The organism is Bacillota bacterium (genome assembly GCA_013314855.1).
In the GTDB taxonomy this organism is placed as follows: domain Bacteria; phylum Bacillota; class Clostridia; order Acetivibrionales; family DUMC01; genus Ch48.
Window position 1 is genome coordinate 32,025 of the sequence record JABUEW010000003.1, and the last position, 24,689, is coordinate 56,713.

The following is a 24,689-nucleotide window of genomic DNA, read 5'->3' on the forward strand; positions in this document are numbered from 1 at the left end:
ACGGATGAAACGAGTAATTAATCTGAATGATATAAAAGAACATGTTGTTGCACATGTTAATACTTTGTGGGAAGAAGAAGGGGAAACTGGCGGTTTCCGGATGGGGGAACACGGGCCGGTTAACCTTCTCAGCACCACCGATACGGCATGGATTTTGTATTGCATCGACGCGGTAGATAGAATGTCGCCAAAAAAGGTGAAATGGATTAGATGGCTGCAAAGCAAACAAGATCCCAATCAAGGGTATTTTCAGTATGAAATCACTAAACATAATAAAGGGCATGCTTTCTGGCATACAACAAGGGCTTTAAATATCCTGGGTGCACAAATTTTATATTTTCCCGAGTACTTAAGAGAATTACTGGAACCATCAGGTCTTAGAGAATGGTTTTCCCAAAAGGACTGGTCCTCACCTAGTTCAAGCCATCATGAAGTTCTCGGGCTTGTTCCCATCCTTGCAAGCGTTGACAGTAGCGAGTGGACTGAGACCTTTTTTGAAGGGATAGAAGAACAACAGGATCCCGAAACTTTTACCTGGCCGCGTGGAACAGGAAAAGCAAACATTAGCAGGACTTTTGCATATACAGCGCTTCATATGGCTGCAAAGAAGCTACCCCGGCACCCAGAAAAGATAATAGACACTATTTTAATGCGACAGCAAGCGACCGGGTTCTGGGAAGAAGATCCGAAAACAGCTCCGAATTTTGGCACCATGGATTCTGCGTATCTTCTTACCAGGATTCCAAGTATCATAGGATACAGGCAAAAGGAAGCAATTGATTCTTTAAATAAATTATACTATGCATTTACGAGTTTTTTTACGACGCAATGGGATGTCCTAAAGCATGATACTCACAGATTACTTGCTAATGTGCACATATTTGGCTTACTAGCCGAAGCATTTCCGGAGCGCTTTAAAGCGTCAAAAAACTGGAGGTTTGACTGGGATAAAGTCGACATGTATAAATGCGATGTTATATACAAAGAATGGGTCAGTCAAAGATATTGAAGTATAGGAAAAGCATATGTGCAAGCGAAACAATATGCGTCATGCTCTTTGTAAATTTTACTTTTGTTTTTATTTTGATTATTTATTTTGTTATTAAATGATTATTTACATATTAAAGTCTTTATGACTAAAATTTAGTTAAGCGAGGTGATTAAAATTGAGATCATAGCAGTAGGTAACAATTAAGATCATTCATTTTCGAGCAACTCATTATCAACTACCACCACGAAACAACTAAAAAAGACTAAAAAAGTAAAAATTTTAAAGGAGGGAATAATTCAATGAAAAGCAATGTAAAGAAGTATTTAAAAGCAGGAACAATTATGCTTATCATCTTATGCCTTGCATCTTTTGTTTTCAATGGCTGCGTTGTAAAGCAAACCGAAGTGAAGCAAACAGAAGGCGAGGGCAAAACGGTAGAGACAACTGCCGAAGAGCAGAAAAAACCTATCAAAATCACTGTTATGAGTTCATATGATTCGGCTGAACCTCCAAATGTAGATACGCCTATAGTCTTAGAAATAGAAAAAAGACTTAATGCTGATTTTGATATTAACTGGATACCGACAAGCGTATGGGACGAAAGGCTAAATGTTACCTTGGCTTCAGGGGACCTGCCCATGGTATTGTTCGCAAAAAAGACGCCAACCATCATGACGGCTGCCCTTTCCGGGGCTTTTTGGGAAATAAATCCTTACCTGGATAAATATAATTTCCTGAAAGGAATCCCAAAGGTTACTATCGAGGGAGATTCCATAAAGGGTACTTATTACGGTATTTCCCGTTTAAGGGATCTTGCCCGTTCATGTGTGACTTACCGAGAAGACTGGCTTGAAGCTCTTGGACTAAAGAAACCGGAAACATTAGATGAATTTTATGAAATGCTTAGAGCCTTTGCTCATGACGATCCTGATAAAAATGGTAAGAATGATACTATTGGGTTTTTGGAAGATGGCCGTCTTTGGATAGTGGAAGACTTGGCAATATGGCTCGGAGCGCCTAATTTTTACATGGTTACGGAAGATGGGAAATTTATTCCTTCCCATGAAACAAAAGAATATTTGGAAGCATTAAAATTCATAAAGAGACTTTACGATGAAAAAATCTTAAACGAAGATTTTGCAATTTTGCCGAAATCAAATAGAGACACTTTTATACATAGTGGCAAGGTCGGAGCGTTTTTTGGTGCTGTCAGCAATTTCAAGGCTGACACAGAAAAGACACGTAAAAACGACCCTAATGCGAAATGGGACGCGATAATAAAACTTGGATTAAACCGTACCAGGGCTTGGGACGCAGGTTCGCTGGGAATGTATGTGTTTACAAAGAGCGGCATTAAGACGCAGCAAGAGTTGGAACAGGTTTTGGCCATATTTGATAAGATGATGTCAGACCCGGAAATTGTTACCTTGATTAGCTACGGAATTAAAGACGTCGACTATGTCATAGAAGACGGCTGTATTGTACGGAAGTCCGCTAAAATTAACAACGGCAACTTCAATTTACTTGAATGCGGCAAAAAAGTCAAGCTTCAAATACAAGTGAAGAAAGATGAGTCTGATTTAAGAGCAGAAAAATACCTTGAAGAAAATGAGAAAAATGCTGTTGGTAATCCTGCTTTTCCTTTAACTTCCCAGACCTACTTAGAAAAAGGCGGTGACCTGGACCCGCTGAGAAAGGATGCCAAGATAAATTTCATAATGGGAGAAATCGACGAAGCCGGATGGAAAGCATTTTGCGAAAAATGGCGCAAAGAGGGCGGGAATGATGTATTGGCAGAATATGAAGCAGAATATGCAGAATACGCAAAAAAGAAATGAAACTAAGTCAAGTTAAGTCAAGCTAATTTAAGTTAAAGCGAGTGGCAAGTAATTCATTTAATAGAGCTTTAAGGAATTAAATTAAATAATGGGCTGCGGCAGGAATGGACGGCAAAGATAATGTGTTGTTTATTCCTGCCGAACCTGATGTTATAATATTGCAATAAAGAGACAAATGAGGAGAAAAATAAGGACGAATAATTAATAATTGTAGTTTTAAGTTAAGTGTTGTATTAGGTGCGTGTATTATATGGTTGCAAGGAGAGAGCTTTTATATTTATGCGCAACGGAGGTGAAGTGCTTCTATGGAGTTAGCCGGGTACAAAAATTCAACTTTAAGGCGGAGCAAAAACATAGGTCGCATTTTAAGACGGCCATGGCTGTATATACTTATGATACCGGGAATAATACATATAATTATTTTCGAATACATCCCTATATGGGGATTAGCATTAGCTTTTAAAGACTACAATCCTGTTTTGGGGTTTTTTAACAGCCCCTGGGTGGGATTAAAGCATTTTTACAGGTTCTTCAGTGTTTCTTCGTTTTATATATTGTTTAGAAATACACTGGCATTTTTTGCGCTCAGCTTAATATTTTATTTCCCGATACCCATATTCCTCGCATTAATGTTAAATGAACTGAAAAATATTTACTTCAAGAGGACAATTCAAACAATTGTTTATCTCCCCCATTTTTTGTCATGGGTCGTAATAATGAGTATAACCTATGTCTTTTTTACTCCTGCAGGGGGAGTAATACCGAACTTGCTCGCTTCCATGGGGATGGGAAAGGTAAACATACTGATGAACCCAAAATATTTCAGGGCTATGATAGTAGGCCAGCAAATATGGAAAGAAGCAGGATGGGGTACAATAATATTTTTGGCTGCAATTACCGGAATATCAGTTGAATTGTACGAATCAGCAATTATTGATGGCGCTACCAGATGGCAGCAGGCAAGATACATTACCATTCCTTCCATAAGTAGGCTAATCGTGATAATTTTAATCTTAAGACTTGGAAATATACTGAGTGTTGGACATACACAATTAATACTGATGATGACGCCGCCGACAAGAGACGTAGGAGAAGTGTTTGATACCTATATTTACCGTAATGGAATACAAATGGGATTATTCAGTTATACAACAGCGGTCGGTTTGTTTAAAATGGTGGTAGGGGCTGTAATGGTAGGTTTATCCCATTCATTGGCTAAAAAAGTAAGGGGAGAAGGGCTCTTTTAAAAATACTGGTGGGGGGAGTGTTTATTTTTATATGGCGATTTATAAAAAATCACTGGGCGAAAAGGTTTTTGATATTTTTAATATAGCAATTTTAACTATTTATGCTTTAGCATGTGCGATACCTTTCATCCATGTATTAAGCGGATCATTTACTGCCGGTCACCTCATTACTGGGAAGGAAATTATATTGATACCCAAGAAATTTACACTTGAAAATTATAGATTTGCCTTCACCGTAGGCCCAATTTTAATGGGTTTGAAATCATCCCTGATTTTAACTGTATTCGGAACTATGTTCGAACTGGCAGGACCGATCAGCATGGCTTATCCGCTTGCGCACAAGGATTTGGTGGGCAGAAATTTTATTACCTGGATGATAATAATTGCAATGTTTACCAGCGGGGGCTTGATTCCTACTTATTTATTAATAAGGGCATTGGGGTTGCTGAATACGTATTGGGCATTGTTTATTCCGCAAGCCGTAGGCATTACCAATATAATATACTTTAGAAATTTTTTCAGCAACATTCCAAAGGAGATTGAGGAATCGGCATTGCTGGACGGCGCCAACGACCTTTATATTCTTGTAAAAATAATCCTTCCGCTGTCGGTACCTGTAATTGCGACTTTTACGCTTTTTATAGCAGTTGGTAATTGGAATGCATTTTTTGGGCCATTGATATATTTAAATGATTATAAAAAGTGGCCTATCCAGGTGATATTGCGGCAAATCACTCTCACGGCGCAGATAATGACTGATACAGGCTACAGCGCGTATTCCGGGTATGCGGAAGATGAAATGCCTACGCCCGAAGCGGTAAAATTGGCAGTAATTATAATTGCCACGGGGCCGATAATTCTTTTGTATCCCTTACTGCAGAAACATTTTGTAAAAGGTATTATAGTTGGCTCATTAAAAGGATAAGTTGGGTTCAGGAAGTTTTAATTTTAATAAGTGCAGTTTTAAAAGGAGGACGAAAAAATGGGCAAGGCAAAAATTATAAGTCCGTACCTAAAGGATGGGCTATGGGTGAAGGCAAATTTCCATGTCCACCCGGCGCCTATTTCAAATAAAACAGGGTATTGCGATTCAACTATTATCAGGGAATACATCAAAGCCGAATATAGTTGCATTTCGTTGGTTGGGAATAATGAGATTTATACTCTTGACGCAAACAGCGAAGATAATGGCATGTTAATTAGCGAAGCTAAAGGTACATTAAATAGTAGTGAGATGTTAAATGAAATTATAATCATCCCGGGATTTGAAAGCACTGGAGTTATCCCAGCAGTGGTTATAAATTCCTTGAGTTTCGATAATGGCGAAATCAAAAATGAAGATGATTTGCAGACGCTAATATATGAACAAATCAAAAATGGTGGAATTGTCTTTTTTTCTCAGCCTATGAGGTATTATGATATGGAAGAAAGATTTAAGCTTCTTTTAAACCTCGATGGTTATTTGGGCATTGAAGTGCTAAATGGCAACCTTGCTTTTGGCAGTTTCAAGGGAATTGGAGGGAATAATGCAAATTACAATGACGCGAATTATAATAAAGGCAATGAAATAGAGCTTTGGGACCGCCTGTTGAGCAGCGGCAAAAAAGTCTGGGGCTTTGGAAACGACGGGTTAGAAAAATGGAGTGAATTTAATACGGTATTTAATCTGGTAAAATTGCAAAAAGGTAGTTCGGTAAATGCGGGTAGAATTATAGGAGCTTTAATTGTGGGAAGTTTTGCAGTGTCTACTGGGGTAAGAATCAAGGATATTTCAGTTGAGGAGAATGAGATAAAATTGGCAGTGTATAATAGTCATGAAAACAAAATGTATATTGCATACGGGGAATACGGCAGGATACTAAAAACTTGCTATACAAAAGAGGATATTTTTGTTTATGAACCGGAAGGCGATGAGGGATATGTAAGGATGCAGGTAATATATGAGAGCGGCAAAACGCTTTTGACTCAACCTTTTTTTATTGAGTAATTGTTATTGAGATTCAAGGAGATGGATACAATGAGTATAATTATTGATAATCCGTACATAGAAGAAGGCAAATGGTATAAAGGTTCATTTCATAACCACAGCAAAAATTTTAGCGTTGATGAGTGTATATATTCGATGATTGAGGCAGGCTGCGATTTTTTGACAATGTCTGAGCACGACCAAAACAAGATGGAATGCATGAATTTTGCCGATAAAGTAGTTGTAATTCCGGGCTTTGAACAGAGCAGGGGGCAGAATCCCCATGTTGTAGTTGTAAACGCATGGCACAAGGAAGCAAGACATGTTGTAACTAAAAAAGATTTTCAGGATTTCATAAATGAGCAAGCCAAAGAAGGCGCTGTTGTAATAATGGCGCATCCGCACTGGCAAAGAGAAGATTATTGGCCTAAAGGTTATCTTGAGGAGCTGAACGGCTATATTGGTATAGAAATACTTAATTCCTCGTTAATTTTCAGCAAAGCGCGATTCGATGGCGAGCATGATTATTGGGATATAGCCGTAGATGTCTGGGATAGGCTCCTTAGCAACGGAAAAGTGGTATGGGGTTTTGGGAATGACGATTTTCACAACATGAAAGAATTTAATAAGAGTTATAATATTGTAAAGGCGGAGAAATTATCTAGAGAAGGCATAGTCGAGGCTGTAAAACGTGGAAGCTTTGTTGTTACTGCAGGCGCAGATATTGAAGATGTATTTGTTGATAAGGATACGAATGAAATAAGCATTCGGGTTAAAAGCGGATGTCAAGAGAAAAAGATTTATTCGGCAATAGGGAAACACGGGAAAATACTCAAAAGAGTTTTTACTGTTGATAATTATTTCAGTTATAAACCAAGCGGTTTTGAAGGCTACGTAAGAATACACGCACTTTTTGAAAGCGGCAAAGCTCTTTTTACGCAGCCGTTCTTTATAAGAGAAAACTAGTTTGATATGCTCAATTTATATATTTTACTATTTGCATATTAGTCTTGAACAATAGAAGAATTAGTGCTTTAATTAATTCGTATATACTTTATGGTGGAGGGATACTGGTGAAAAAAGCAGTATTTATGCTGAAACAGAACAACAAGGAACAAAGCAGAAAATTGATAGAAAGGGTATATACCCCTGAAAGCATAGGCAAAATAAGCAAATATGCCGAAATATACCCTGAAATTGTTGGCAAGGGAAACTTTGAGGAGCACAAGGAGTATCTTAAGAATGTGGAGGTTGTATTTTCAACCTGGGGTATGCCAACGTTGTCGGAAAAAGAAATTGAAGAATACCTTCCCATGCTCAAAGTGGTGTTTTATGCTGCAGGCAGTGTCCAGCGCTTTGCCCGTCCTTTCCTTAACAGGGGCATAACTGTAGTAAGCGCCTGGGCTGCAAATGCAGTGCCGGTTGCAGAGTATACGCTATCACAAATCCTGCTGGCAAACAAAGGTTTTTTTCAGAATGCTGCTATAACAAAAAAAGATTATTGTTCAGCGAGAAAGTACTCGGAGATGTTTCCGGGCAATTATAACGTAAAGGTGGGAATACTGGGGGCAGGGATGATAGGGACAAAGGTTATAGAACTTTTAAAGCCTTTCAATATTGAGGTGCTGGTATACGATCCCTTTCTTTCCGATGAGAGGGCAAACCAGCTGGGAGTAAAGAAATGCAGTCTGGCGGAGGTTTTTTCACAATGCCAGACGATATCAAACCACATAGCGAATCTTCCGGCTACGGTGGGATTGCTTAATAAGGAACATTTCAGCAAAATGCTTCCTAATGCTACATTTATAAATACAGGAAGGGGAGCGCAAGTAGTGGAAAAAGATTTAATAGATGCGCTGAAGGAAGTACCGACAAGAACAGCCGTGCTCGACGTGACCAATCCTGAGCCGTTGCCTTGCGACAGCGAGCTTCTTAAAATGGAGAACGTGATTTTGACATCCCATATAGCCGGCAGCATGGGCAAGGAAGTTGAAAGGATGGGATGCTACATGGCAGAAGAATTTTTGCGTTATATTGAGGGTAAAGAGCTGAAGTATAATGTAACATTAAAAATGCTGGAAACAATGGCATAAAATAAAAAGTGTTTCACATTATCCAAAGAAAAAACAATAGTACATATCGTTTGCGACAATGTCCCGATGCATCATGGAAAACAGGTGCAGGAATGGCTAAAAAGCCATCCTCGGTTTGTATTTCATTAAATTGAAATGGCAGCTACAGAAGCTGAAGGAATATCACCTGTGAATTACCAGATGGCAGCTATTGTTCTAGTTGCTTTGCCTATAGTATCAATATATCCGTTTGTTCAGAAGTATTTTGTTAAAGGAATACTTGTGGGTTCAGTAAAGGGTTGATTTCATATAAAGACTTGTAAAAGCAAGAACATTTATTATGTTATTCAGGAGGTGGTTTAATGGCTAGAAATGCTTGAATATTATCAGGAAAAGCATTATAGTGGTATTAAAGAAGTCCTTAGATATTTTATAGGATATATATGTATTTTATAGGATATATATGATTGTTCCTGTAGTTAGGATTTGGATTTATAAATCGAAGTATAAATTTATAAGTGGAGGTATACAAAATGAGCTGGGATGCAAGGTTTGGGTTTTTCTGGTATAATGATGAGGAAATTTTTAAATTTAGCCAGGAGGATTTTGATAAAAAGGCTAAAAAATTTGCAGATGCTGGAATAAACATAGTTATTACTTTTAGCTGCACTCATTTCAGATGGACTATGCGTCCATATTGGGATAAGATTGGAAGATGCCTTGAACAAATAGTAAAAGCCTGCCACAAGTATAATATTAAAGTTGTAGAGCACCATAGTTCACATTTAACCTTCGATCCTTTAAACAGTGAAGACTGGGACTATATGGAGAGAGTTCTGAATAAAAGGCAAAGTAGTATTAACTCATGGGAAGGTATACGGGATTACCTGGCTGAAGACCCCATAATAGATGGTGAACCTCTTTCATCATTCAGACAGATAGACGGTAGAACAGGAAAATGGGCCCGCTCAAGCTACCACGGCTATGCAATGTGTTTCAATAATCCTAATTACAGGAAAGCTTATTTTTCATATTTGGAGGATGTCTACAAGACCGGTATTGACGGCATAATGACTGATGATGTCCAGTGGTTTGGCGATGGTAATGCATGTGCATGCCAATACTGTAGAAAGTTATTTAAGGAACAGACTGGATATGAGCTCCCACAACCTGGTGAGGCATGGTATAAATTCTATGGTGATTATGATAACCCTATTTATATAGCATGGGAGAAATTCAGAAGAAAATCCACAGCGGATTTTCAGTATGAGGTAAATAAACACTTTAAAAGTCTGGGACTTAATCTTTTAAGGCCTAACTACGTTTCTCATGCGCTAATGAGCAACCCTACAGGATACCCATTTGATGCAGCAGCATCAATCTGGGACTATGTTTTCCAGGAAAACTGCTATTCAAGTATAATAAGGTACTCATGGCCTGCTTTTGCAATGGAAGCGGTACACAGGTATGCTCTTGGAGAAAGGAATAATGTGCCTTCAATGTCAATGTTCTATCCCGACAGAGAGGATTCAATGTATTTTGCATGGGCACTTTCAAGAAGTTGGGGACAAATGTTCTTAGCTACACCAGAAGGTATGGACTTGAGTCATGCGGAAAAGAAATTCAGGGATTTTGAAAAAAAACATTTCTGTATACTTGATAACCTAAAAAAACATGCTGATATAGCTTTCTATTTTTCTATAAAAACCCGGGATTATATAAAAGATTCTCAAAAAAATAATATGAGTGTACTCTATTCATGGATGCAAAGTGCATATTTCAAAAATCATTCTATAGATATAGTATTTGAATATGATGATATCAAAAAACTTATGGAGTATCCGGTAATTATTGTACCCAATGTTTCAATGATGAGTAAAGAAGAGATAAATAACCTGAGAATTTTTGCAGAAGAGAGTGGAAAGCTTTTGATTATTGGAATTCCTGGCCTAAGGGATGAGAACGGTATTAAAAGAGATATTGATGAAATCTTAAGTTTTCTTGGAATTTCTGGTGATATCTCACTATATAAACTTAATGAAGAGAGAATAGAGGATTGTGTTTATAAGTATAATGGTATTGAGTTAAATTTAAGTAACATTAAGTGCAACTATATAATTAATCGTGGGCAACAGACAAATGCTGTAATGACAACTTCAGACGGCAGTACTATAGGAATTTGTAGTAAGGTAGGAAAGGGTGAAATAATGTGGCTTGTTAATTCTTTCGGGAATGAAAAGCATCAACCTGAAATACGTGCTGACAGATGGTTTAAGCATGAGATAAGAGTGAATTCTCCGGAATATGTAGTAGATGAACTAAAAAGAATACCGGGTGAAATAATTGACAGTTTAGTTGAAAATAAATTACTGAATATTATCGACTGTCCCGAAGGCTTAATAGCTACTTGTTTCATGGATGAAAACACTTCCAGATATATTATTCATCTTGTAAATACTGAAGGAACTCTACCTAAAGATTCTTGTGATGTAGGGCATAGTGATATAGTTCCAGCGTTTACAGGAAGCTCAGAGTATACAATAGCAAGAGATTTAATTATTGAATTGAGAAAAGACGCAAATACAAAAGTTGATTCTGTAAAGCTTTATACTCCTGAAAGGAATTACTTTAAGAAAATTGAGTTTACTTATGGAAATGGTAAAATACTAATTAATATCCCAGGCAAGTTCTTTAAAGGTTATGCAATTATCGAGATCAAGCTTGCATAGAACTGCCAATGAGGAAAAGAGTAATGAGATATAGGCTTTTAAATATTTGTACAGGGAGGTATAAAAATGAAGGTATTGATAATGACAGACCTTGAAGGTATAAGTGGAGTAAATACTATGGAAATGGTTTCAGAAGAGGGAACACCTGGGCATAAGTTTGCACTTGAGCGTCTTATGTTTGATGTGAATGCAGCTGTAGATGGTGCTTTTGAAGGTGGTGCTGTTGCTGTTTATATTAGAGATGGCCACGGTGGTGGAAAAAATTTTATTAAGGAAATGCTAGACCCGCGTGCAGTAGAGGTAGATAGTACAGGCTGGCAGGAGATAATAAAAAGTGGTGAAATCAATGCATTTATGTTAATAGGTGCGCATGCTATGGCAGGAACAATTAACGGTTTTTTGGATCATACGCAGAGTTCAAAAGCGTGGTATAATTATATAGTTAATGGACGTAAATGCGGAGAAATAGCGCAAGGAGCTATATTTGTCGGAGCTTTTGATGTGCCTTTTGTCATGGTCAGCGGTGATCAGGCTGCCTGTGTTGAAGCTAGATCTTTCCTTGGTGATATTGAATGTGCAGTGGTTAAATATGGTATTGGAAGAAACTATGCTCGATTGGTTGAACTAGATGATGCTCTTACAAGAATTAAGAAAGCTGCTAAAGATAGCCTAAAGCTTATAGGTAAAGTTAAACCATATAAACCTTTACTACCACTGGAAATTAAGCTTGAGTTATATCGTTCGGATATGTGTGATGAATTGATGAAAAAATACGATAATATTGAGCGTCTTGACGCTCGAACCGTACGAAAACTTGTATACAAAGTGGAGAATTATAGAGATATTTTATTTTGAAACTCATATTTCGTTAACATATAAGGAGTTGAGGTCAGACACCTTAACGATGATGTTATGGTGACACTTGACTTAAACGTATGGTTAAAATTTATGTAATATTATTATATAATTAGATAAAATTAACAATATAGGCACTATTAATAGGATAAAAATAAAATTTTTATGATTCAACAGGAAGAATAACTTGTTTGAGCCGATATTGCTAACGCCGGATGAATTGATGGGGAGGGATAATTATAGCGTATAGAGATCCGATTGTTGAAGAAGTCTGGAAGTCAAGAGAGCAGTTGTTGGAACAGCATGGCGGTCTGGAAGGATTTCTTGAGTATATCAAGAAGCAGGAGCAGGAACACCCGGAGAGACTGGTTGACCCAAAGCAGGTTAAGAACGTAAAGGACAATAATAGAATTGCATTGTGATGAATGGAGGGCAGGACAGTAGTTAAACCGTCCTGTTCGCTCGAATATTATGACGATACGACGAGAGGTTGAGCAACTTCACATATTACATCCGATAACTTATTGCTATTATTCTTCCACACGAATTTGGAGTCGGGGAACAATTCCCGCATAGAATTCTCCATTACTTTTTCCTGTTAGTATTTGGCTTATGAAGGCTCTTATTTTTCCTGGGTTTTTTCTTTTTTACTCACGTATGTGCGATAAAGATCTCATCAAAAACGAAAATGCAATCGTATCCGTGGTTATTCCAAAAGAGCAGGTGCAGGCGGTGCAAAGTGATCGCTTTATGGAATGCACTTTCAATGGTTCGTTACCTTTGTCCAAAGTATGATTCCATTATACATTTTCAGTGTAAGTTTTCAAACCTTTTTGGTTCTAGCTATGCCAGTTTAGAATATAGTATGATGCAGTAAAAAATCAGAACAAATAGCAAGTATACCTCCTTTAAATGTGAATTTGACTATTCTATAATTATTTTAGGTGTAAGTGTGCATTTCAAAATTAGGTTAATTGTGAAGTTATAAATAGATTGACAAAATTGCAAACGTTTGATACTATTATAATAACGCTAGAATAAAAAAGGTTATTTAAATCTATATGTATCACCGTAAACGTTTAAGCCATAAATGGTATATTAAGGGGGATTATATGAATATCAAAGACGATGAAAAGTGTTACATTAATCATGAAAAGATATTAAAACTTGGGTTGATTGGAGCCGGGCGCATTGGAAAACTCCATGCCGAGAATATAATATCGAGTAATTGAAGTAATGAATAAATAAAAATCAAAAAATGGCGGAGGGAAAAAATGGGAAGAATAAGAATAAAAAGCCCGTATTTTGGAGAAGGCAAATGGGTGAAAGCGAACCTTCATGTTCATCCGACGCCTGTTTCGGAAGATACCGGGTATTTTGGTGATAGGATTATTATAGAATATATAAAGGCAGGATATGATGTTGTTTCGTTGACCGGATGGGGGAATGTGTATTTGTGTAGCAATTCCGGGGATGAAAAAAACGGCATGCAGAATATTGTACTGGTTCCCGGGTTTGAAAAAAAAGCTGATATGCCAATGGTTGTATTAAATTCAATGAAAACCGGCGTTGACAGATTTGATCATGAAGAAAATGAAAAAGAAAATGAAACCAATAATAAAGAGCATGAAGCGGATAATAGCGGAAAAGATAGTAACAGGGGAAAAGATATACAAAAAGCGCAGGAGTTTATTGATAGTCAAAATAAGGCCGGAGGGCTTGTTTTTTTTGTACAGCCGATGGAATTAAGCGGGTTGCAAGAAAAATTGGAATATCTTAAAAATCTTGATGGTTATGTGGGGATAGAAATCCTAAACGGGAATATTGCTTTTGGGAACGGCTCTAAAATAGATAAAGAACAGGGCAAAAAATTTAGAGAATATTGTTCTTCCGGTATTGAAATTGCTCTCTGGGACAGTTTGCTTGATAGTGGAAAAAAGATCTGGGGATTTGGGAATGATGGACTGCAAAAATGGGGAGAATTCAATTCGGTGTTTAACCTGGTGAAATTGCGTGGAGGCCGTTCAATATCTCCCGGAGGGGTTATAAACGCCCTGACGAAAGGGAGTTTTGCCGTGTCTACAGGGGTCAGAATCAAGGATATTGCGGTAGATGAAGATAAAAACACTATAAGCCTGATGGTGGACAATAAATTTGAAAATAAAACGTACATTGCATACGGAAAAGAAAGAAGAATACTGAAAATGTGCTGCACAAAAGAAGATGTTTTCTCTTACAGTCCTGAAGGTAATGAAGGATATGTAAGAATGCAGGTAATTTATGAAAGCGGCAAAACACTTCTAACCCAGCCTTTTTTCATTGAATGAGATTTAGATTTAGTAGTGAGATTTAATAAGCTTTCAAGGGGGTTTAAGGATTGAACAGTTGCAACGGGAAAAAGATTGGCATTAGCTTTGGCAACAGGGTAAGTATTGAGGAACTGCCCGGAGCTCTCAAACTTGCGGCAAAATACGATATTGATTGCATTGAATTGACACCGGAGTTGGGACCTGTATTGATAGGAGGTTCATTAAACTTGAAGGTGTTGAAAACCATAAAATCCATACTTTCCGATTTCCCATTCGGTTATACTGTCCATTGCCCGGGCATGCAGAATATGAGGGATTTAAACAACCTGGAAATGCAGCATGATATATTCAGAGCAGGGCTTGATTTTACAAAGGAAATAGGAGGTATGGTATATGTAGCACATTTTTCCCAAAAATCGGAAGATGAGAGCGTAGAAAAGGTATTCGAAGAAGGCATGGCTAAAATGGCGGATTATGCAGGGAAAGTGGGCGTTGTAATAGGTGTTGAAAACATAGAAATAGAGCGTGTAGAGCCTGTCTTGAGTCTTATCAGGAGAATTAACCACAAGAATTTGCAAATGACCTTTGATTTTGCACACTCTTTTCTGGCTTCAAAGTACTATGGTTACGATTTCATGGAATCCGTAAAGCAGGCAAAGCCGTATATAAAACACGTGCATATTCATGATAATATCGGGTTGTATGATCCTGACAGGCTTGTAAACAAGCAGCGTTCATTGAAGGAAAGGCTGACAGTAGGGAGAGGCGACCTGCATCTTCCCATAGGATGGGGTTTAATACCTTATGATAAAGTGTTTGATGTGCTGAAAGATAGTTATAACGGAGTTTACATGCTGGAAAATGATGTTGGACAGAATGAAATGTTTATAGAAGATACGCTGAAAACTTTAAAAGAGTTGATATATTGAGATTAAACAGCAGGCGAGCGAGGGGAGACATTAAAACAATGAAACTTGCCGTAAAAAAGTGTGAGAAGAGGTGGCTTAAATGAGTATTATTGCTATTGACAATCCGTATATTGAAAAAGGCCAATGGTATAAGGGGTCGTTCCATAACCACAGCGAGATTTTCAGCGTCGGGGAGTGTATATGCTCCATGATTGAGGCAGGGTGCGATTTTCTTACAATGTCCGAGCATGACCAAAATAAGCCGGAGTGTATGGATTTTGCGGATAAAGTAGTTGTAATACCGGGTTTTGAACAAAGCACGGGGCCGAATCCCCATGTTGTTGTCGCAAATACATGGCACAAAGGAAGAAGGTATACCGTAACGAAGAAAGACTATCAAGATTTCATAAATGAACTGAATAGTGAGAATGCCATTATAATAATGGCGCATCCTCACTGGCAAAGAGAGGATTACTGGCCTGAAGGCTATCTCGAGGAATTATACGGTTATACCGGTGTGGAAATACTTAATTCGTCAATAATATTTGACAAGGCCCATATTGACGGTGAGTATGATTATTGGGATATTGCCGTCGATGTATGGGATAAATTGCTAAGCAGCGGAAAAGTTGTATGGGGATTCGGGAATGACGATTTTCATCACAGAAAAGAATTTAATAAAAGTTATAATATTGTCAAGGCGGAAAGGCTGAGCAGGGAAAGTATAGTTGAATCGGTAAAAAGAGGGAGTTTTGTTGTTTCAACCGGCGCATGCATTGAAGATATATTTGTTGATGACAATGAAATAAATATACTGCTTAAAAGCAGCATACAGGAGAGAAAAATATATTCGGCCATTGGAAAGAATGGGAGGCTGCTGAAAAAAGCGTTTACAACGGAAAACCGCTTTAGTTACAGGCCGGATGGAACTGAAAGCTATGTGCGGCTGCACGTGCTTTTTGAAAGCGGGAAAGCCCTGTTTACACAGCCGTTTTTTATAAGGAGTTGTTAAAGGAGGGTGCTGGTTATGAAGTATTCGGCTTGTATTGAAATGCTATTTACGGAATATGAATTTACCGAAAGGATTAGAAAAGCAAAAGAGTGCGGATTTGAGTATTTTGAATTCTGGACGTGGAAGGACAAAAATTTGCCTCGCATTAAAGATGCCATAGAAGAATCGAAGATTAAAGTGGCAAGTTTTTCGGGCGATGACGAGTTTTCCATGGTAAATAGGGAAGAAAATGCTGAATATGTCAAGTTTGTTGAAAAGTCAATAGAAGCTGCAAAATCATTAAATTGCAATTACCTGGTGATTCATTCCAATGCCTTGGAAAAAGACGGTTCGGCTAAAGAGGTGCATGGAGTTGCTTCAAAAGAAGCAATGCTTATTAATATGTATGAAGTACTAAAGCAATTAAAACCCATAGCTGAGCGGGAAAGAATATGCCTTGTCCTTGAACCGTTAAATAGTATTGTTGATCATAAGAATTACTTCCTGGATACGCCGGAAGAGGCTTTTGAATTGATTAAGGCAGTAGATTCCGAGTATATAAAAGTACTGTATGATATATACCATATGCAGATAATGAGAGGAAATATAATTGATATAATTGTAAAAAACATAGAAAATATAGGATACATACACGTGGCAGATGTGCCGGGAAGGCATGAACCTGGTACAGGTGAACTAGCATTTAATAATATATTTAAAGCTGTTAAAGATTGCGGTTATCAAGGTATTATAGGTTTTGAACTATGTCCTGTAGATTGTTCTAGAACAGCAATTGATAAGATTATGGAAGTAATACAGAGAAGGTAAGATGTTTTATTGTACTAAAACTAATTAATTTTAAAATTTTAATAAAATTAATTTTAATAGCTTCATTTATCGGAGGAATGTCATTATGAAGATTTGTTTTAACCAGGCTACTACAATGAAATATTCTAATCTTAAGAAAGATTTAATGTTATGTGAAAAATATGGTTATGACTTAATTGAAATCAGACTAGATAAACTTAAAGATTATTTAAATGAATTTTCTATAGAATCATTGGCTCATTTTTTCAATAACAGCAAAATTAAACCCTATGCTTTCAATGCCCTGGAGTTTGTTACATTATTTTTCACATTAATGATTCAATGGATATGCCAGCCGGATGGCTTAGGGACAGGCACAGGGTATGGCCTGGGGATGGGGTAATAAATCTTGAAGAAATTATTAAAGTATTGAAGAAAATTGGATATGACAAAATGGCTTCAGTAGAATTATTTAATGAAGAATATTGGGAATGGGACATAGAAAAGACCATTAAAACAGGTAAAGAAAAAACTGAAGCTGTACTTAAGAAATAAAGGACCTATTCTTTACCGGTTTAAACATTTTAAATTAAGGATATAAAGGATTGGTGATTTATATGAATAAAGATCTACCTGCCAGGAGTATATTCCCAAGCTCCACACCAAGATATCCGAACCTCTGGATATATGTAAGCTGCAGAATGGTCGAGAACTACGATAAAGCATTGTATTTTGTTGTTGAGAGGTTGAAGGAATGTGCTGAAGTTTACAATGACTTTGAATGTTTTCATATAGCTGAAGGTTGTGATTATTTTACACGCAGAAGAGGACTTTTTCCTGTAGAATTGGGTGAAAGAAGCCATGACCATGAGCTGCATCTCAGGTTCTATTCTGCACCTTTAAAACGTTGTAAGCCACTTGAAATGTTCGGCGATAAGTTTTACAGAATTGCAATAAGTGTGCATTTTGAGGTGGACAGGCCTTCTGGATTACATGCATATGTAGACGAGTGCCCCATATGCGGATGTACCGGCGAATACGAGAAGTATTTCGGGGCTGAAACAAGAGTAAAGAATGAAAATGTCCATGATCCGCTGGGACTTGACCTTTTGCTCTACGGTAAAGTAAGGGGTAAAACAACGCCTGTTTTTAACGGTATTAACTTTTTTGAAAATTCATATAAGATGATTATTGAAGAATTTAAACCCTTCAGGGAGGATATGAATACTGCAAAAATAGGACAGGTATTTTTCCTGTCAAAAACAGGTAGATGAGGGTAATGGCAAGATAATGCATCATCCAAAGGTGGAGAAAGGATAAAAATGGTAGTTCCTGATATTTGGGGTAAGGGGAGCATATTTGCCTTATTACCGTTGATACTGGTCTTTTATTCCCAGGATACCGTAGTAGGTATTTCCGGCAAATATGCCAGGCCTGTCGTATATATGGCACAAAGCTGTTAATATGTTACTAAATGGTGATTACTATCCTTTTACTCCTTTCAGCAAAAGCAATGAAAAATGTCTGGTGCGGCAGTTTGACATATCGGAAACAAGTGAAGGATTTATACAGTAGATTGATAAAATACAAACGTACTACTGGCTTCGCCAGGATATTTTTTTTCTGTATTCGCTTGGCGAAACACCCAGGTATTTTTTTAATAACGAAACAAAGTGTTTCACATTATTATATCCCACCATGTATGAAATATCATAAATCTTTAGGGAGAAATCATCTAAAAGTTCCTTGGCCTTGTTAATCCTTATTTCGGTAAGATACCTGATAAATGACATCCCGACTTCCTTTTTAAAAACTTTGCTGAAATAACAGGGGGTCAACATAACTTTTTCCGATACATCCTGCAATGTTATATTCTTCGAATAGTTTCGATGTATGAATTCTTTTGCCAATTCCATGTCTTTTCTAACATCATAGTTATTGCTGTCTATAAGGTTAGCTGTCGAGAGCAAAAAGCTCGCAAACCATTTTTTAAACTCTTCCAGTGTTTCCATTTGGTTAAGATAGTCAAGAACGGTATATTTTGTACCGAATACATCTTCAATACTGTAACCGTATTCAACTAATATTCTTACGGGAATTTCCACAAACTGCAGCATAATGTCTTTTATTCCCAAATTATAAAGCATCCTGCTTTTTAAGACCAATTCGTTCATTTCTTCAACTGTCTTTTTTATTTCTTCAGCCATACCTGCCCTTAATATGTGTTCGATTTTTTGTTTATAGGCAAATAAACTATTATTATCAATACTGCTTTTGTAAGAAGGTATTTCGCCGTAAAACAACACTTTTATGTTTTGACATATTATTGCATAATTTAAAGCGGTTACGGCTTCATTATAACTTTCAATTGCCCTGTTAATATAATCAAATGCGCTGCCTACGCCGAATGTAACCGAGACGTTGTACTGTTTATTAAGCTTTTCACAAGCATCCATGAGAAATGTTTTAACACTGCTTTCATCATATGGATGGCTAAAGCCCAGAAAACCTGTTACCAGGTTTTTTCTATCCATAAATGATACAATACTTACAAAATCTTTAGGAAAATCTTCTTCAATTAATTTAACAATATTTTGTTCTTCGATATTATCAGCTCCATTTTCATTAGTATTTCTTGCAGTACTTGTATATTTATTATGAATATTAATTCTTCCAGCGTACATAATTATCTTTTTTTCAAATAAATTAATACCTTTTTCTGCACATTTTGCTAAAAATTCTTCGGGATTATCCAATATGCCTGATATTAATGTTTCCAGTATTTTTTTTCTTTCATACAGGTTAATTTCTTCCAAAGCCCTTGTTTTCTTTTTTGTTTCGTCTATTTCATTACATGCTTTTTTAAGCAAAAGCACAATTTCTTCTTTACCGAATGGCTTTAAAATATAGTTCTTAACATTAACTTCAAGAGCCTTCCTTGCATATTCAAACTCGTCATAAGCGCTCATAAGGATAACATATGTGTCCTTGTTAATTTTACTTATTTCCTCTGACAGTTCGAGTCCATCCATAACAGGCATCCTTATATCAGTTAGTACTATTTCAGGTGACGTTTTTGCGTATATGTCAAGCGCAGTCTTGCCATCCTGGGCAGCTCCTACGACCCGCACTCCCAGGGTATCCCATGGTAAGCTTTTAACAAGACCTTCCTGTACCCAGGGCTCGTCGTCAACAATAAGTATTTTTTTGAACATAATTACACAGCCTCCTGGTATATTTTCTTCTTCGCGGATTTATTTGTAGGAATTTTAAGGATTACTTTTGTGCCTTTATTATAAGTACTTTCGATATTAATGCCGAACTCGCCGCCATAGTGGAGCTTTATTCTCTGGTTAATGTTCTTAAGCGCATAGTACGCGTCTTTTGTGTTTTTCGAATTGCTAAAATCAATTAAGTTTTTCTTAATTTCTTCCAGCTTGTCTTCCTGAATTCCAATTCCATCATCTTCCACCGTAAAAACCATTATGTCGTTTGCTTCCATGTACCCGTTTATTTTGATGCACCCCGGTCCGGATTTGCCCTGGATGCCGTGAATTATTGCGTTTTTGATGATAGGCTGAAGCAAAATATTCAACATTTCATAATCATACAGCTTATTATCAATGTTAATATTTACATAGAGTCTGTCTTTGTACCTGATTTTTTGTATGGTGATGTAATTCTCGATTTGTTCGGCAACTTCTTTAACAGTTATTATATCCTTCCCTTCGCTTAAAACCAGCCGGTAAAATTTTGACAGGGATATGACCATTTTTTTCAAATCATCCATGTTTCCCAGTTCTATCATCCAAATCATGGACTCAAATATATTATATATAAAATGAGGATTTATATTTGCCTGGAGAGCCTTTAGTTCAGCCTCTGCAGCAAGGAGTTTCTTTTCATATAGTTCATTGATAAGTTTGTCTATAGTTTCAATCATAGAGTTAAAGCTTTCATACAACTCTCTAAATTCATCTTTCCTTTTATCTGTAATACATACATCAAATTTTCCTTCCCTGGCTTTTTGCATGGCAGATTTTAAAATGGATATCGGCTTATAAATAATCCCTGTAATAATAATTATAAATATTGCACCCAGTATAAGTGCCATGAAACTTGCAATCATTATGTATTTTTTTATGGTATTAAAGGTTGAGAGCATTTCTGCTTTATCAACAATGCTAAGAAGTTTCCAGTTGCTTATATCTATTGTGTTAAATAATACTATTAAATCCTTGCCCTTAAATTTAAGTTCAAGTATCCCGCTTTTATTTGAAAACAAATTGTTTTTAATATCGCCAATAAAAGGATTTAAATCAGTTGCACTTATTTTTCCCTCGGCAGCTATAATGTTGCTTGATAAAATTGAATCATCGCTATGCGATAATACCAACTCGTCTTTATTAATAATCAATACTTCTTGGGAAGAATACAATTTTATATATCTCTTAAGGCTTCCGCTATTACTGATTCTTGTAGGGAGATATTAACAACTCCCAGCGGTTCGCCAAAATAATTCCTTAGCTTTTAGACTTGAACTTGACATATGCTTGTTGTGAATGTTAGACTTTTAATGTAAACGTTTTGGAACTTTTATAATGAGCTTCTGCTTTATTCTAAGGGGGAGAAAATATTAATGGCTGTTACACTTAAAGATATTGCAAAAGTGGCGGGGGTTTCTTATGCTACTGTATCAAGGGCTTTAAGCAACCATCCTGATGTAAACGATGAAACACGAGAAAGGATTAAAAAAATTGCAAAGGAAATGAATTATGTTCCAGATCCTTCGGCAAGGGGTTTAAAGGGTAAAAATACTAATATGATAGGACTAATTGTACCTGATATATCCAATCCCTTTTTTGCAGAACTTGCCCTGGGGGTAGAATCTTTTGCAAATGAAAACGGTTATTGTGTATTTCTCTGTAATACAAACTGGGACTATGAACGGGAGAAAACATATGTAGATGTTTTAAATTCAAAAAGAGTTGACGGGATAATTATTTCTTCAGTAATAGAAATGGCAAGTCATCATACGGACTTATCAATTCCAATGGTATATGTTACAGAAGGACCAAAGCATGACGACATTTATTACGTGGGTATAGACAATAAAATGGGAGCTGTGATAACTGTCGAATATCTTATTAAACTTGGCCACAAGAATATTGTATATATAGGAGGTTCGGAAAAAACAAGCACTAATAGAGAAAGGTTTGAAGGCTATAAAGAAGCTATGATTAAACACGGTTTTACGGTTGATGCTAATATCCAAACGTTTAACAGTTTTAGCCGTGAAAGTGGATATAAGGCTACGATGGAAATCCTGATTAACAGGAAAATTCCTACTGCAGTATTTGCAGTAAATGATATAGTAGCTTTAGGTGTAATACAAGCTATAGAAGAATTTGGGCTAAATGTTCCCAAAGATATATCTGTTGCCGGGTTTGATGATATATCATTTTCATCCATGCATAGGATAAAACTGACAACTGTTTGCCAGCCAAAGTTTGAAATGGGGAGAATGTGTACCGAGCTTCTTCTAAAGCTGATTAAAGGACAGGAAGTGCCAAGAAAATTCAATATTCTCCAACCGAGCCTGGCAATAAGAAACACGTGCAGCGCATTAAAAGGTTAAAAGGAAAGGCAAGGCTAAGCAAACCTAAATAATGAACCTAATACTTGACTCCTGCAGCAATCTTCACTTTTTCCTGGTGGGCAGCATCTACTGCTCCATCTACGTGACGTGTACTGTTTCTAAAATGTATATCAAAGTGTCCGGGGAAATTATTATTTTCTATATAGGAAATATCATGAGGCATAGATGTCATTGACGCTGCTATTTTCCTATTATCCACCTCAACAATTATTGCGCGGGTAACCCATGAGTAACTGCCGCCCCATAGCGTTTTTATTACATTTGAATCTAGAGATGATAAAGGCTCACAGTCAGCGTGGTTTGCTCCCACTGTCCTTTTAATTTTAAAGGTATTTCCCGTAATGAAGTCCCTGACCACCGCGGTTTTCCCTATAGGGAACAGGTATTGGGCTTCTGTCCACCAGTCGAGGTATTCACCGTACTGGGGTCCTGGTGTAGGTTTAACCGGAATTTTATGCACAGGTATTTTTAGCTTTTGTCCTATCATTAATATACTGGATTCCGACAGTCCATTGGCATTAAGAATTTCATATTGAGGAATTCCGTATTTAATACTTATACTCCAAACAGTATCTCCGGATTGAACAGTATGGGTGATATACGACACTTCCGGTACCTGGGGCAAATATGGGATATACAGGATTTGTCCAATATATATTAAATGCCCCTCCAAACCGTTGAAGAGCTTTATTTTTTCAATAGAAGTATTATATTTTAATGATAATTGCCATAAAGTGTCACCGGACACAACCCTGTACTTTATACAACTTGCAGGAATCCGTAGTACCTGGTCGATATATATAATATCACTGGAAAGCATGTTGAGAATTTTAATATTTTCAATAGATGTCCCAAAGTATTCTGCCAACATGGAAAGAGTATCTCCTGCCTTAACCTTGTAGTTAATATTTTTTATACCGGGGCCGGTATCTGCAGGAATTTTTAATGATTGCCCTACATAAATTGTTGTACTTTTTAGATTATTAAGTGAAATAATTTCATTTACTGTAGTATTAAACTTGTTTGCTATCAGCCAAAGACTATCTCCGGCAACAACCGTATAAATAAAATAATCGTCTTCGCCTGATGCTACAGTAGTAGTTGATACTGCGATAGAAGGACTGGAAGCTCCTGAATTAATACAGGGCACCATAAAGCATACTAATATTGCAATGAATAATTTGCAAACTTGTTTAAACATACTTATATAATTCATATAAAGGTATTCATCTTTGTACTTATTTTTTTGCTCCCCATTAGTTATCTTCATCATCGTATTATAATCCTATTCCTTATTATTAATAGATTTATATTTATTTTTTATTACAAAGATAAAAAATATGAATGTTAATTTATGGTAACAGACATAATGTTATGATTTGTTATATTTTGTAGTGTTAATACAGTATACCAAGATGTATATTGTTACAAAGGCCGGTAACATCCCATTTGAAATTGTCATATATTGTATGGGTAAAGGTAAAGGGCATTAAAACCGCTAAGATTCAATACCTAAAAGTCCAATAGTATATGGACGATGATAAGAAGGGAGTAATAAATATGGTCTTTTCAATATGTATACTTGCATTATCTTTAAGTATTGACGCTTTGGGAGTTGGAATGACTTATGGGTTGAGGAAAGTTAAAATACCTTTACTGTCTGCTATTATTATCTGTATGTTTTCCATATTATATTCAGGAGCTGCCATTTTCCTCGGTAAATACCTGTCTTATACTATACCGCCAAAGATATCAAAGCTATTAGGTATTATCATCTTAATAATTATGGGATGCTGGATTATTCTTCAGAGCTTAATAAAGAATAAAGGTAAAGATACCTTGGAAATGGGCAACAATGACCAGTATAACCATGATAAGATGAATAGCCGGGATAAAACATTATTGAAAATTGTAATAAAGTCACTGGGCATTACAATACAGGTACTTCGGAACCCTTCCGAATGTGATATAGATAAATCAGGTATTATAGATATAAAAGAATCTTTATTGCTTGGTCTTGCATTGTCAGTGGATGCTGTAGGTGTGGGCATAGGAAGCGCACTTTCCGGATTTCATTCATCGATTATACCGTTTGCAGTTGGACTATTTCAAATGGTATTACTACGTCTTGGGACCTGCATAGGTAACCGTCTGGGTGAGAATCTGGCAGATACAGGAAAAGTGAAAGAGAAATTCATGGCAATTATTCCCGGAATTTTGCTAATAATATTAGCTATTATAAGGACTTATTAAAATTGATAACACCAGCCCGGGGGCGCATTTTTTTATATATGACCCATATAATGACAGAAACATT

Annotated in this window: 20 protein-coding genes and 1 pseudogene; 18 read left to right on the top strand and 3 right to left on the bottom strand. The window is 36.7% G+C overall.

The features are described 5' to 3' along the window. Positions 1 to 4: 4 nt before the first annotated feature. The 16 genes and pseudogenes from HPY74_01065 (at position 5) to HPY74_01140 (ending at position 18,176) form a co-directional block, all read left to right on the top strand. Complete coding sequence (locus HPY74_01065; GenBank protein ID NSW89267.1) at positions 5 to 1,009, top strand: hypothetical protein; 1,005 nt, start codon at positions 5 to 7, stop codon at positions 1,007 to 1,009. Positions 1,010 to 1,290: 281 nt separating this feature from the next. Beyond that, a complete protein-coding gene (locus tag HPY74_01070) occupies positions 1,291 to 2,829 on the top strand; it encodes an extracellular solute-binding protein (protein ID NSW89268.1) in 1,539 nt (512 codons plus the stop codon). A gap of 305 nt (positions 2,830 to 3,134) precedes the next feature. Next, a complete protein-coding gene (locus HPY74_01075) occupies positions 3,135 to 4,076 on the top strand; it encodes a sugar ABC transporter permease (protein NSW89269.1) in 942 nt (313 codons plus the stop codon). 31 nt (positions 4,077 to 4,107) lie between these two features. Continuing rightward, entirely contained in the window at positions 4,108 to 5,001 is an 894-nt protein-coding gene (locus HPY74_01080) for a carbohydrate ABC transporter permease (protein ID NSW89270.1), read from the top strand. A gap of 57 nt (positions 5,002 to 5,058) precedes the next feature. Then, entirely contained in the window at positions 5,059 to 6,063 is a 1,005-nt protein-coding gene (locus tag HPY74_01085; protein NSW89271.1) for a hypothetical protein, read from the top strand. Positions 6,064 to 6,093: 30 nt separating this feature from the next. Then, entirely contained in the window at positions 6,094 to 7,008 is a 915-nt protein-coding gene (locus HPY74_01090) for a hypothetical protein (GenBank protein NSW89272.1), read from the top strand. A 107-nt stretch (positions 7,009 to 7,115) separates the two neighbouring features. Next, positions 7,116 to 8,135 carry a hydroxyacid dehydrogenase gene (locus HPY74_01095; protein ID NSW89273.1) on the top strand — a complete coding sequence of 340 codons (1,020 nt, stop codon included), beginning with the start codon at positions 7,116 to 7,118 and terminating at the stop codon, positions 8,133 to 8,135. A gap of 512 nt (positions 8,136 to 8,647) precedes the next feature. Then, complete coding sequence (locus tag HPY74_01100; GenBank protein NSW89274.1) at positions 8,648 to 10,843, top strand: beta-galactosidase trimerization domain-containing protein; 2,196 nt, start codon at positions 8,648 to 8,650, stop codon at positions 10,841 to 10,843. Positions 10,844 to 10,909: 66 nt separating this feature from the next. After that, positions 10,910 to 11,698 (top strand): M55 family metallopeptidase, encoded by a 789-nt coding sequence (locus tag HPY74_01105; GenBank protein ID NSW89275.1) that lies wholly within the window; start codon positions 10,910 to 10,912, stop codon positions 11,696 to 11,698. A 1,274-nt stretch (positions 11,699 to 12,972) separates the two neighbouring features. Further along, entirely contained in the window at positions 12,973 to 14,025 is a 1,053-nt protein-coding gene (locus tag HPY74_01110) for a hypothetical protein (protein ID NSW89276.1), read from the top strand. A gap of 50 nt (positions 14,026 to 14,075) precedes the next feature. Continuing rightward, positions 14,076 to 14,936, top strand: a complete 861-nt coding sequence (locus HPY74_01115) for a sugar phosphate isomerase/epimerase (GenBank protein NSW89277.1) — start codon at positions 14,076 to 14,078, stop codon at positions 14,934 to 14,936. 79 nt (positions 14,937 to 15,015) lie between these two features. Continuing rightward, positions 15,016 to 15,927, top strand: coding sequence for a hypothetical protein (locus HPY74_01120; GenBank protein ID NSW89278.1), 912 nt, complete (start codon positions 15,016 to 15,018; stop codon positions 15,925 to 15,927). A gap of 15 nt (positions 15,928 to 15,942) precedes the next feature. Continuing rightward, a complete protein-coding gene (locus tag HPY74_01125) occupies positions 15,943 to 16,734 on the top strand; it encodes a TIM barrel protein (protein NSW89279.1) in 792 nt (263 codons plus the stop codon). An 85-nt stretch (positions 16,735 to 16,819) separates the two neighbouring features. Beyond that, a pseudogene (locus HPY74_01130) lies at positions 16,820 to 17,268 on the top strand (sugar phosphate isomerase/epimerase). A 62-nt stretch (positions 17,269 to 17,330) separates the two neighbouring features. Continuing rightward, positions 17,331 to 17,987, top strand: coding sequence for a hypothetical protein (locus tag HPY74_01135; protein ID NSW89280.1), 657 nt, complete (start codon positions 17,331 to 17,333; stop codon positions 17,985 to 17,987). A 48-nt stretch (positions 17,988 to 18,035) separates the two neighbouring features. After that, positions 18,036 to 18,176: a hypothetical protein gene (locus HPY74_01140; protein ID NSW89281.1), complete on the top strand. Its 141-nt coding sequence runs from the start codon at positions 18,036 to 18,038 to the stop codon at positions 18,174 to 18,176. Positions 18,177 to 18,308: 132 nt separating this feature from the next. On the opposite strand, the gene HPY74_01145 is transcribed toward HPY74_01140, so the two are convergent. Then, the gene (locus tag HPY74_01145) at positions 18,309 to 19,928 is read right to left on the bottom strand and encodes a response regulator (protein NSW89282.1); all 1,620 of its coding nucleotides are present in this window, start codon (positions 19,926 to 19,928) and stop codon (positions 18,309 to 18,311) included. A 2-nt stretch (positions 19,929 to 19,930) separates the two neighbouring features. Further along, on the bottom strand, positions 19,931 to 21,151 hold the full coding sequence (locus HPY74_01150) for a histidine kinase (protein NSW89283.1): 1,221 nt from the start codon (positions 21,149 to 21,151) through the stop codon (positions 19,931 to 19,933). Positions 21,152 to 21,352: 201 nt separating this feature from the next. Between HPY74_01150 and HPY74_01155 the strand changes: the two genes are divergently transcribed. Then, on the top strand, positions 21,353 to 22,351 hold the full coding sequence (locus HPY74_01155) for a LacI family DNA-binding transcriptional regulator (GenBank protein NSW89284.1): 999 nt from the start codon (positions 21,353 to 21,355) through the stop codon (positions 22,349 to 22,351). 37 nt (positions 22,352 to 22,388) lie between these two features. Here the strand turns inward: HPY74_01155 and HPY74_01160 are convergent, their stop codons facing one another. Then, complete coding sequence (locus HPY74_01160; protein ID NSW89285.1) at positions 22,389 to 23,645, bottom strand: LysM peptidoglycan-binding domain-containing protein; 1,257 nt, start codon at positions 23,643 to 23,645, stop codon at positions 22,389 to 22,391. Positions 23,646 to 23,932: 287 nt separating this feature from the next. Between HPY74_01160 and ytaF the strand changes: the two genes are divergently transcribed. Then, positions 23,933 to 24,625 carry a sporulation membrane protein YtaF gene (gene ytaF / locus HPY74_01165; GenBank protein NSW89286.1) on the top strand — a complete coding sequence of 231 codons (693 nt, stop codon included), beginning with the start codon at positions 23,933 to 23,935 and terminating at the stop codon, positions 24,623 to 24,625. The last annotated feature ends 64 nt before the right edge of the window (positions 24,626 to 24,689 follow it).

Excerpts from the sequence above, each read along its gene's own strand:
- HPY74_01065 (NSW89267.1), top strand. The coding sequence starts at position 5 with ATGAAACGAGTAATTAATCTGAATGATATAAAAGAACATGTTGTTGCA.
- HPY74_01070 (NSW89268.1), top strand. The coding sequence starts at position 1,291 with ATGAAAAGCAATGTAAAGAAGTATTTAAAAGCAGGAACAATTATGCTT.
- HPY74_01075 (NSW89269.1), top strand. The coding sequence starts at position 3,135 with ATGGAGTTAGCCGGGTACAAAAATTCAACTTTAAGGCGGAGCAAAAAC.
- HPY74_01080 (NSW89270.1), top strand. The coding sequence starts at position 4,108 with ATGGCGATTTATAAAAAATCACTGGGCGAAAAGGTTTTTGATATTTTT.
- HPY74_01085 (NSW89271.1), top strand. The coding sequence starts at position 5,059 with ATGGGCAAGGCAAAAATTATAAGTCCGTACCTAAAGGATGGGCTATGG.
- HPY74_01090 (NSW89272.1), top strand. The coding sequence starts at position 6,094 with ATGAGTATAATTATTGATAATCCGTACATAGAAGAAGGCAAATGGTAT.
- HPY74_01100 (NSW89274.1), top strand. The coding sequence starts at position 8,648 with ATGAGCTGGGATGCAAGGTTTGGGTTTTTCTGGTATAATGATGAGGAA.
- HPY74_01105 (NSW89275.1), top strand. The coding sequence starts at position 10,910 with ATGAAGGTATTGATAATGACAGACCTTGAAGGTATAAGTGGAGTAAAT.
- HPY74_01110 (NSW89276.1), top strand. The coding sequence starts at position 12,973 with ATGGGAAGAATAAGAATAAAAAGCCCGTATTTTGGAGAAGGCAAATGG.
- HPY74_01120 (NSW89278.1), top strand. The coding sequence starts at position 15,016 with ATGAGTATTATTGCTATTGACAATCCGTATATTGAAAAAGGCCAATGG.
- HPY74_01125 (NSW89279.1), top strand. The coding sequence starts at position 15,943 with ATGAAGTATTCGGCTTGTATTGAAATGCTATTTACGGAATATGAATTT.
- HPY74_01135 (NSW89280.1), top strand. The coding sequence starts at position 17,331 with ATGAATAAAGATCTACCTGCCAGGAGTATATTCCCAAGCTCCACACCA.
- HPY74_01140 (NSW89281.1), top strand. The coding sequence starts at position 18,036 with ATGGTAGTTCCTGATATTTGGGGTAAGGGGAGCATATTTGCCTTATTA.
- HPY74_01145 (NSW89282.1), bottom strand. The coding sequence starts at position 19,928 with ATGTTCAAAAAAATACTTATTGTTGACGACGAGCCCTGGGTACAGGAA.
- HPY74_01155 (NSW89284.1), top strand. The coding sequence starts at position 21,353 with ATGGCTGTTACACTTAAAGATATTGCAAAAGTGGCGGGGGTTTCTTAT.
- HPY74_01160 (NSW89285.1), bottom strand. The coding sequence starts at position 23,645 with ATGATGAAGATAACTAATGGGGAGCAAAAAAATAAGTACAAAGATGAA.
- ytaF (NSW89286.1), top strand. The coding sequence starts at position 23,933 with ATGGTCTTTTCAATATGTATACTTGCATTATCTTTAAGTATTGACGCT.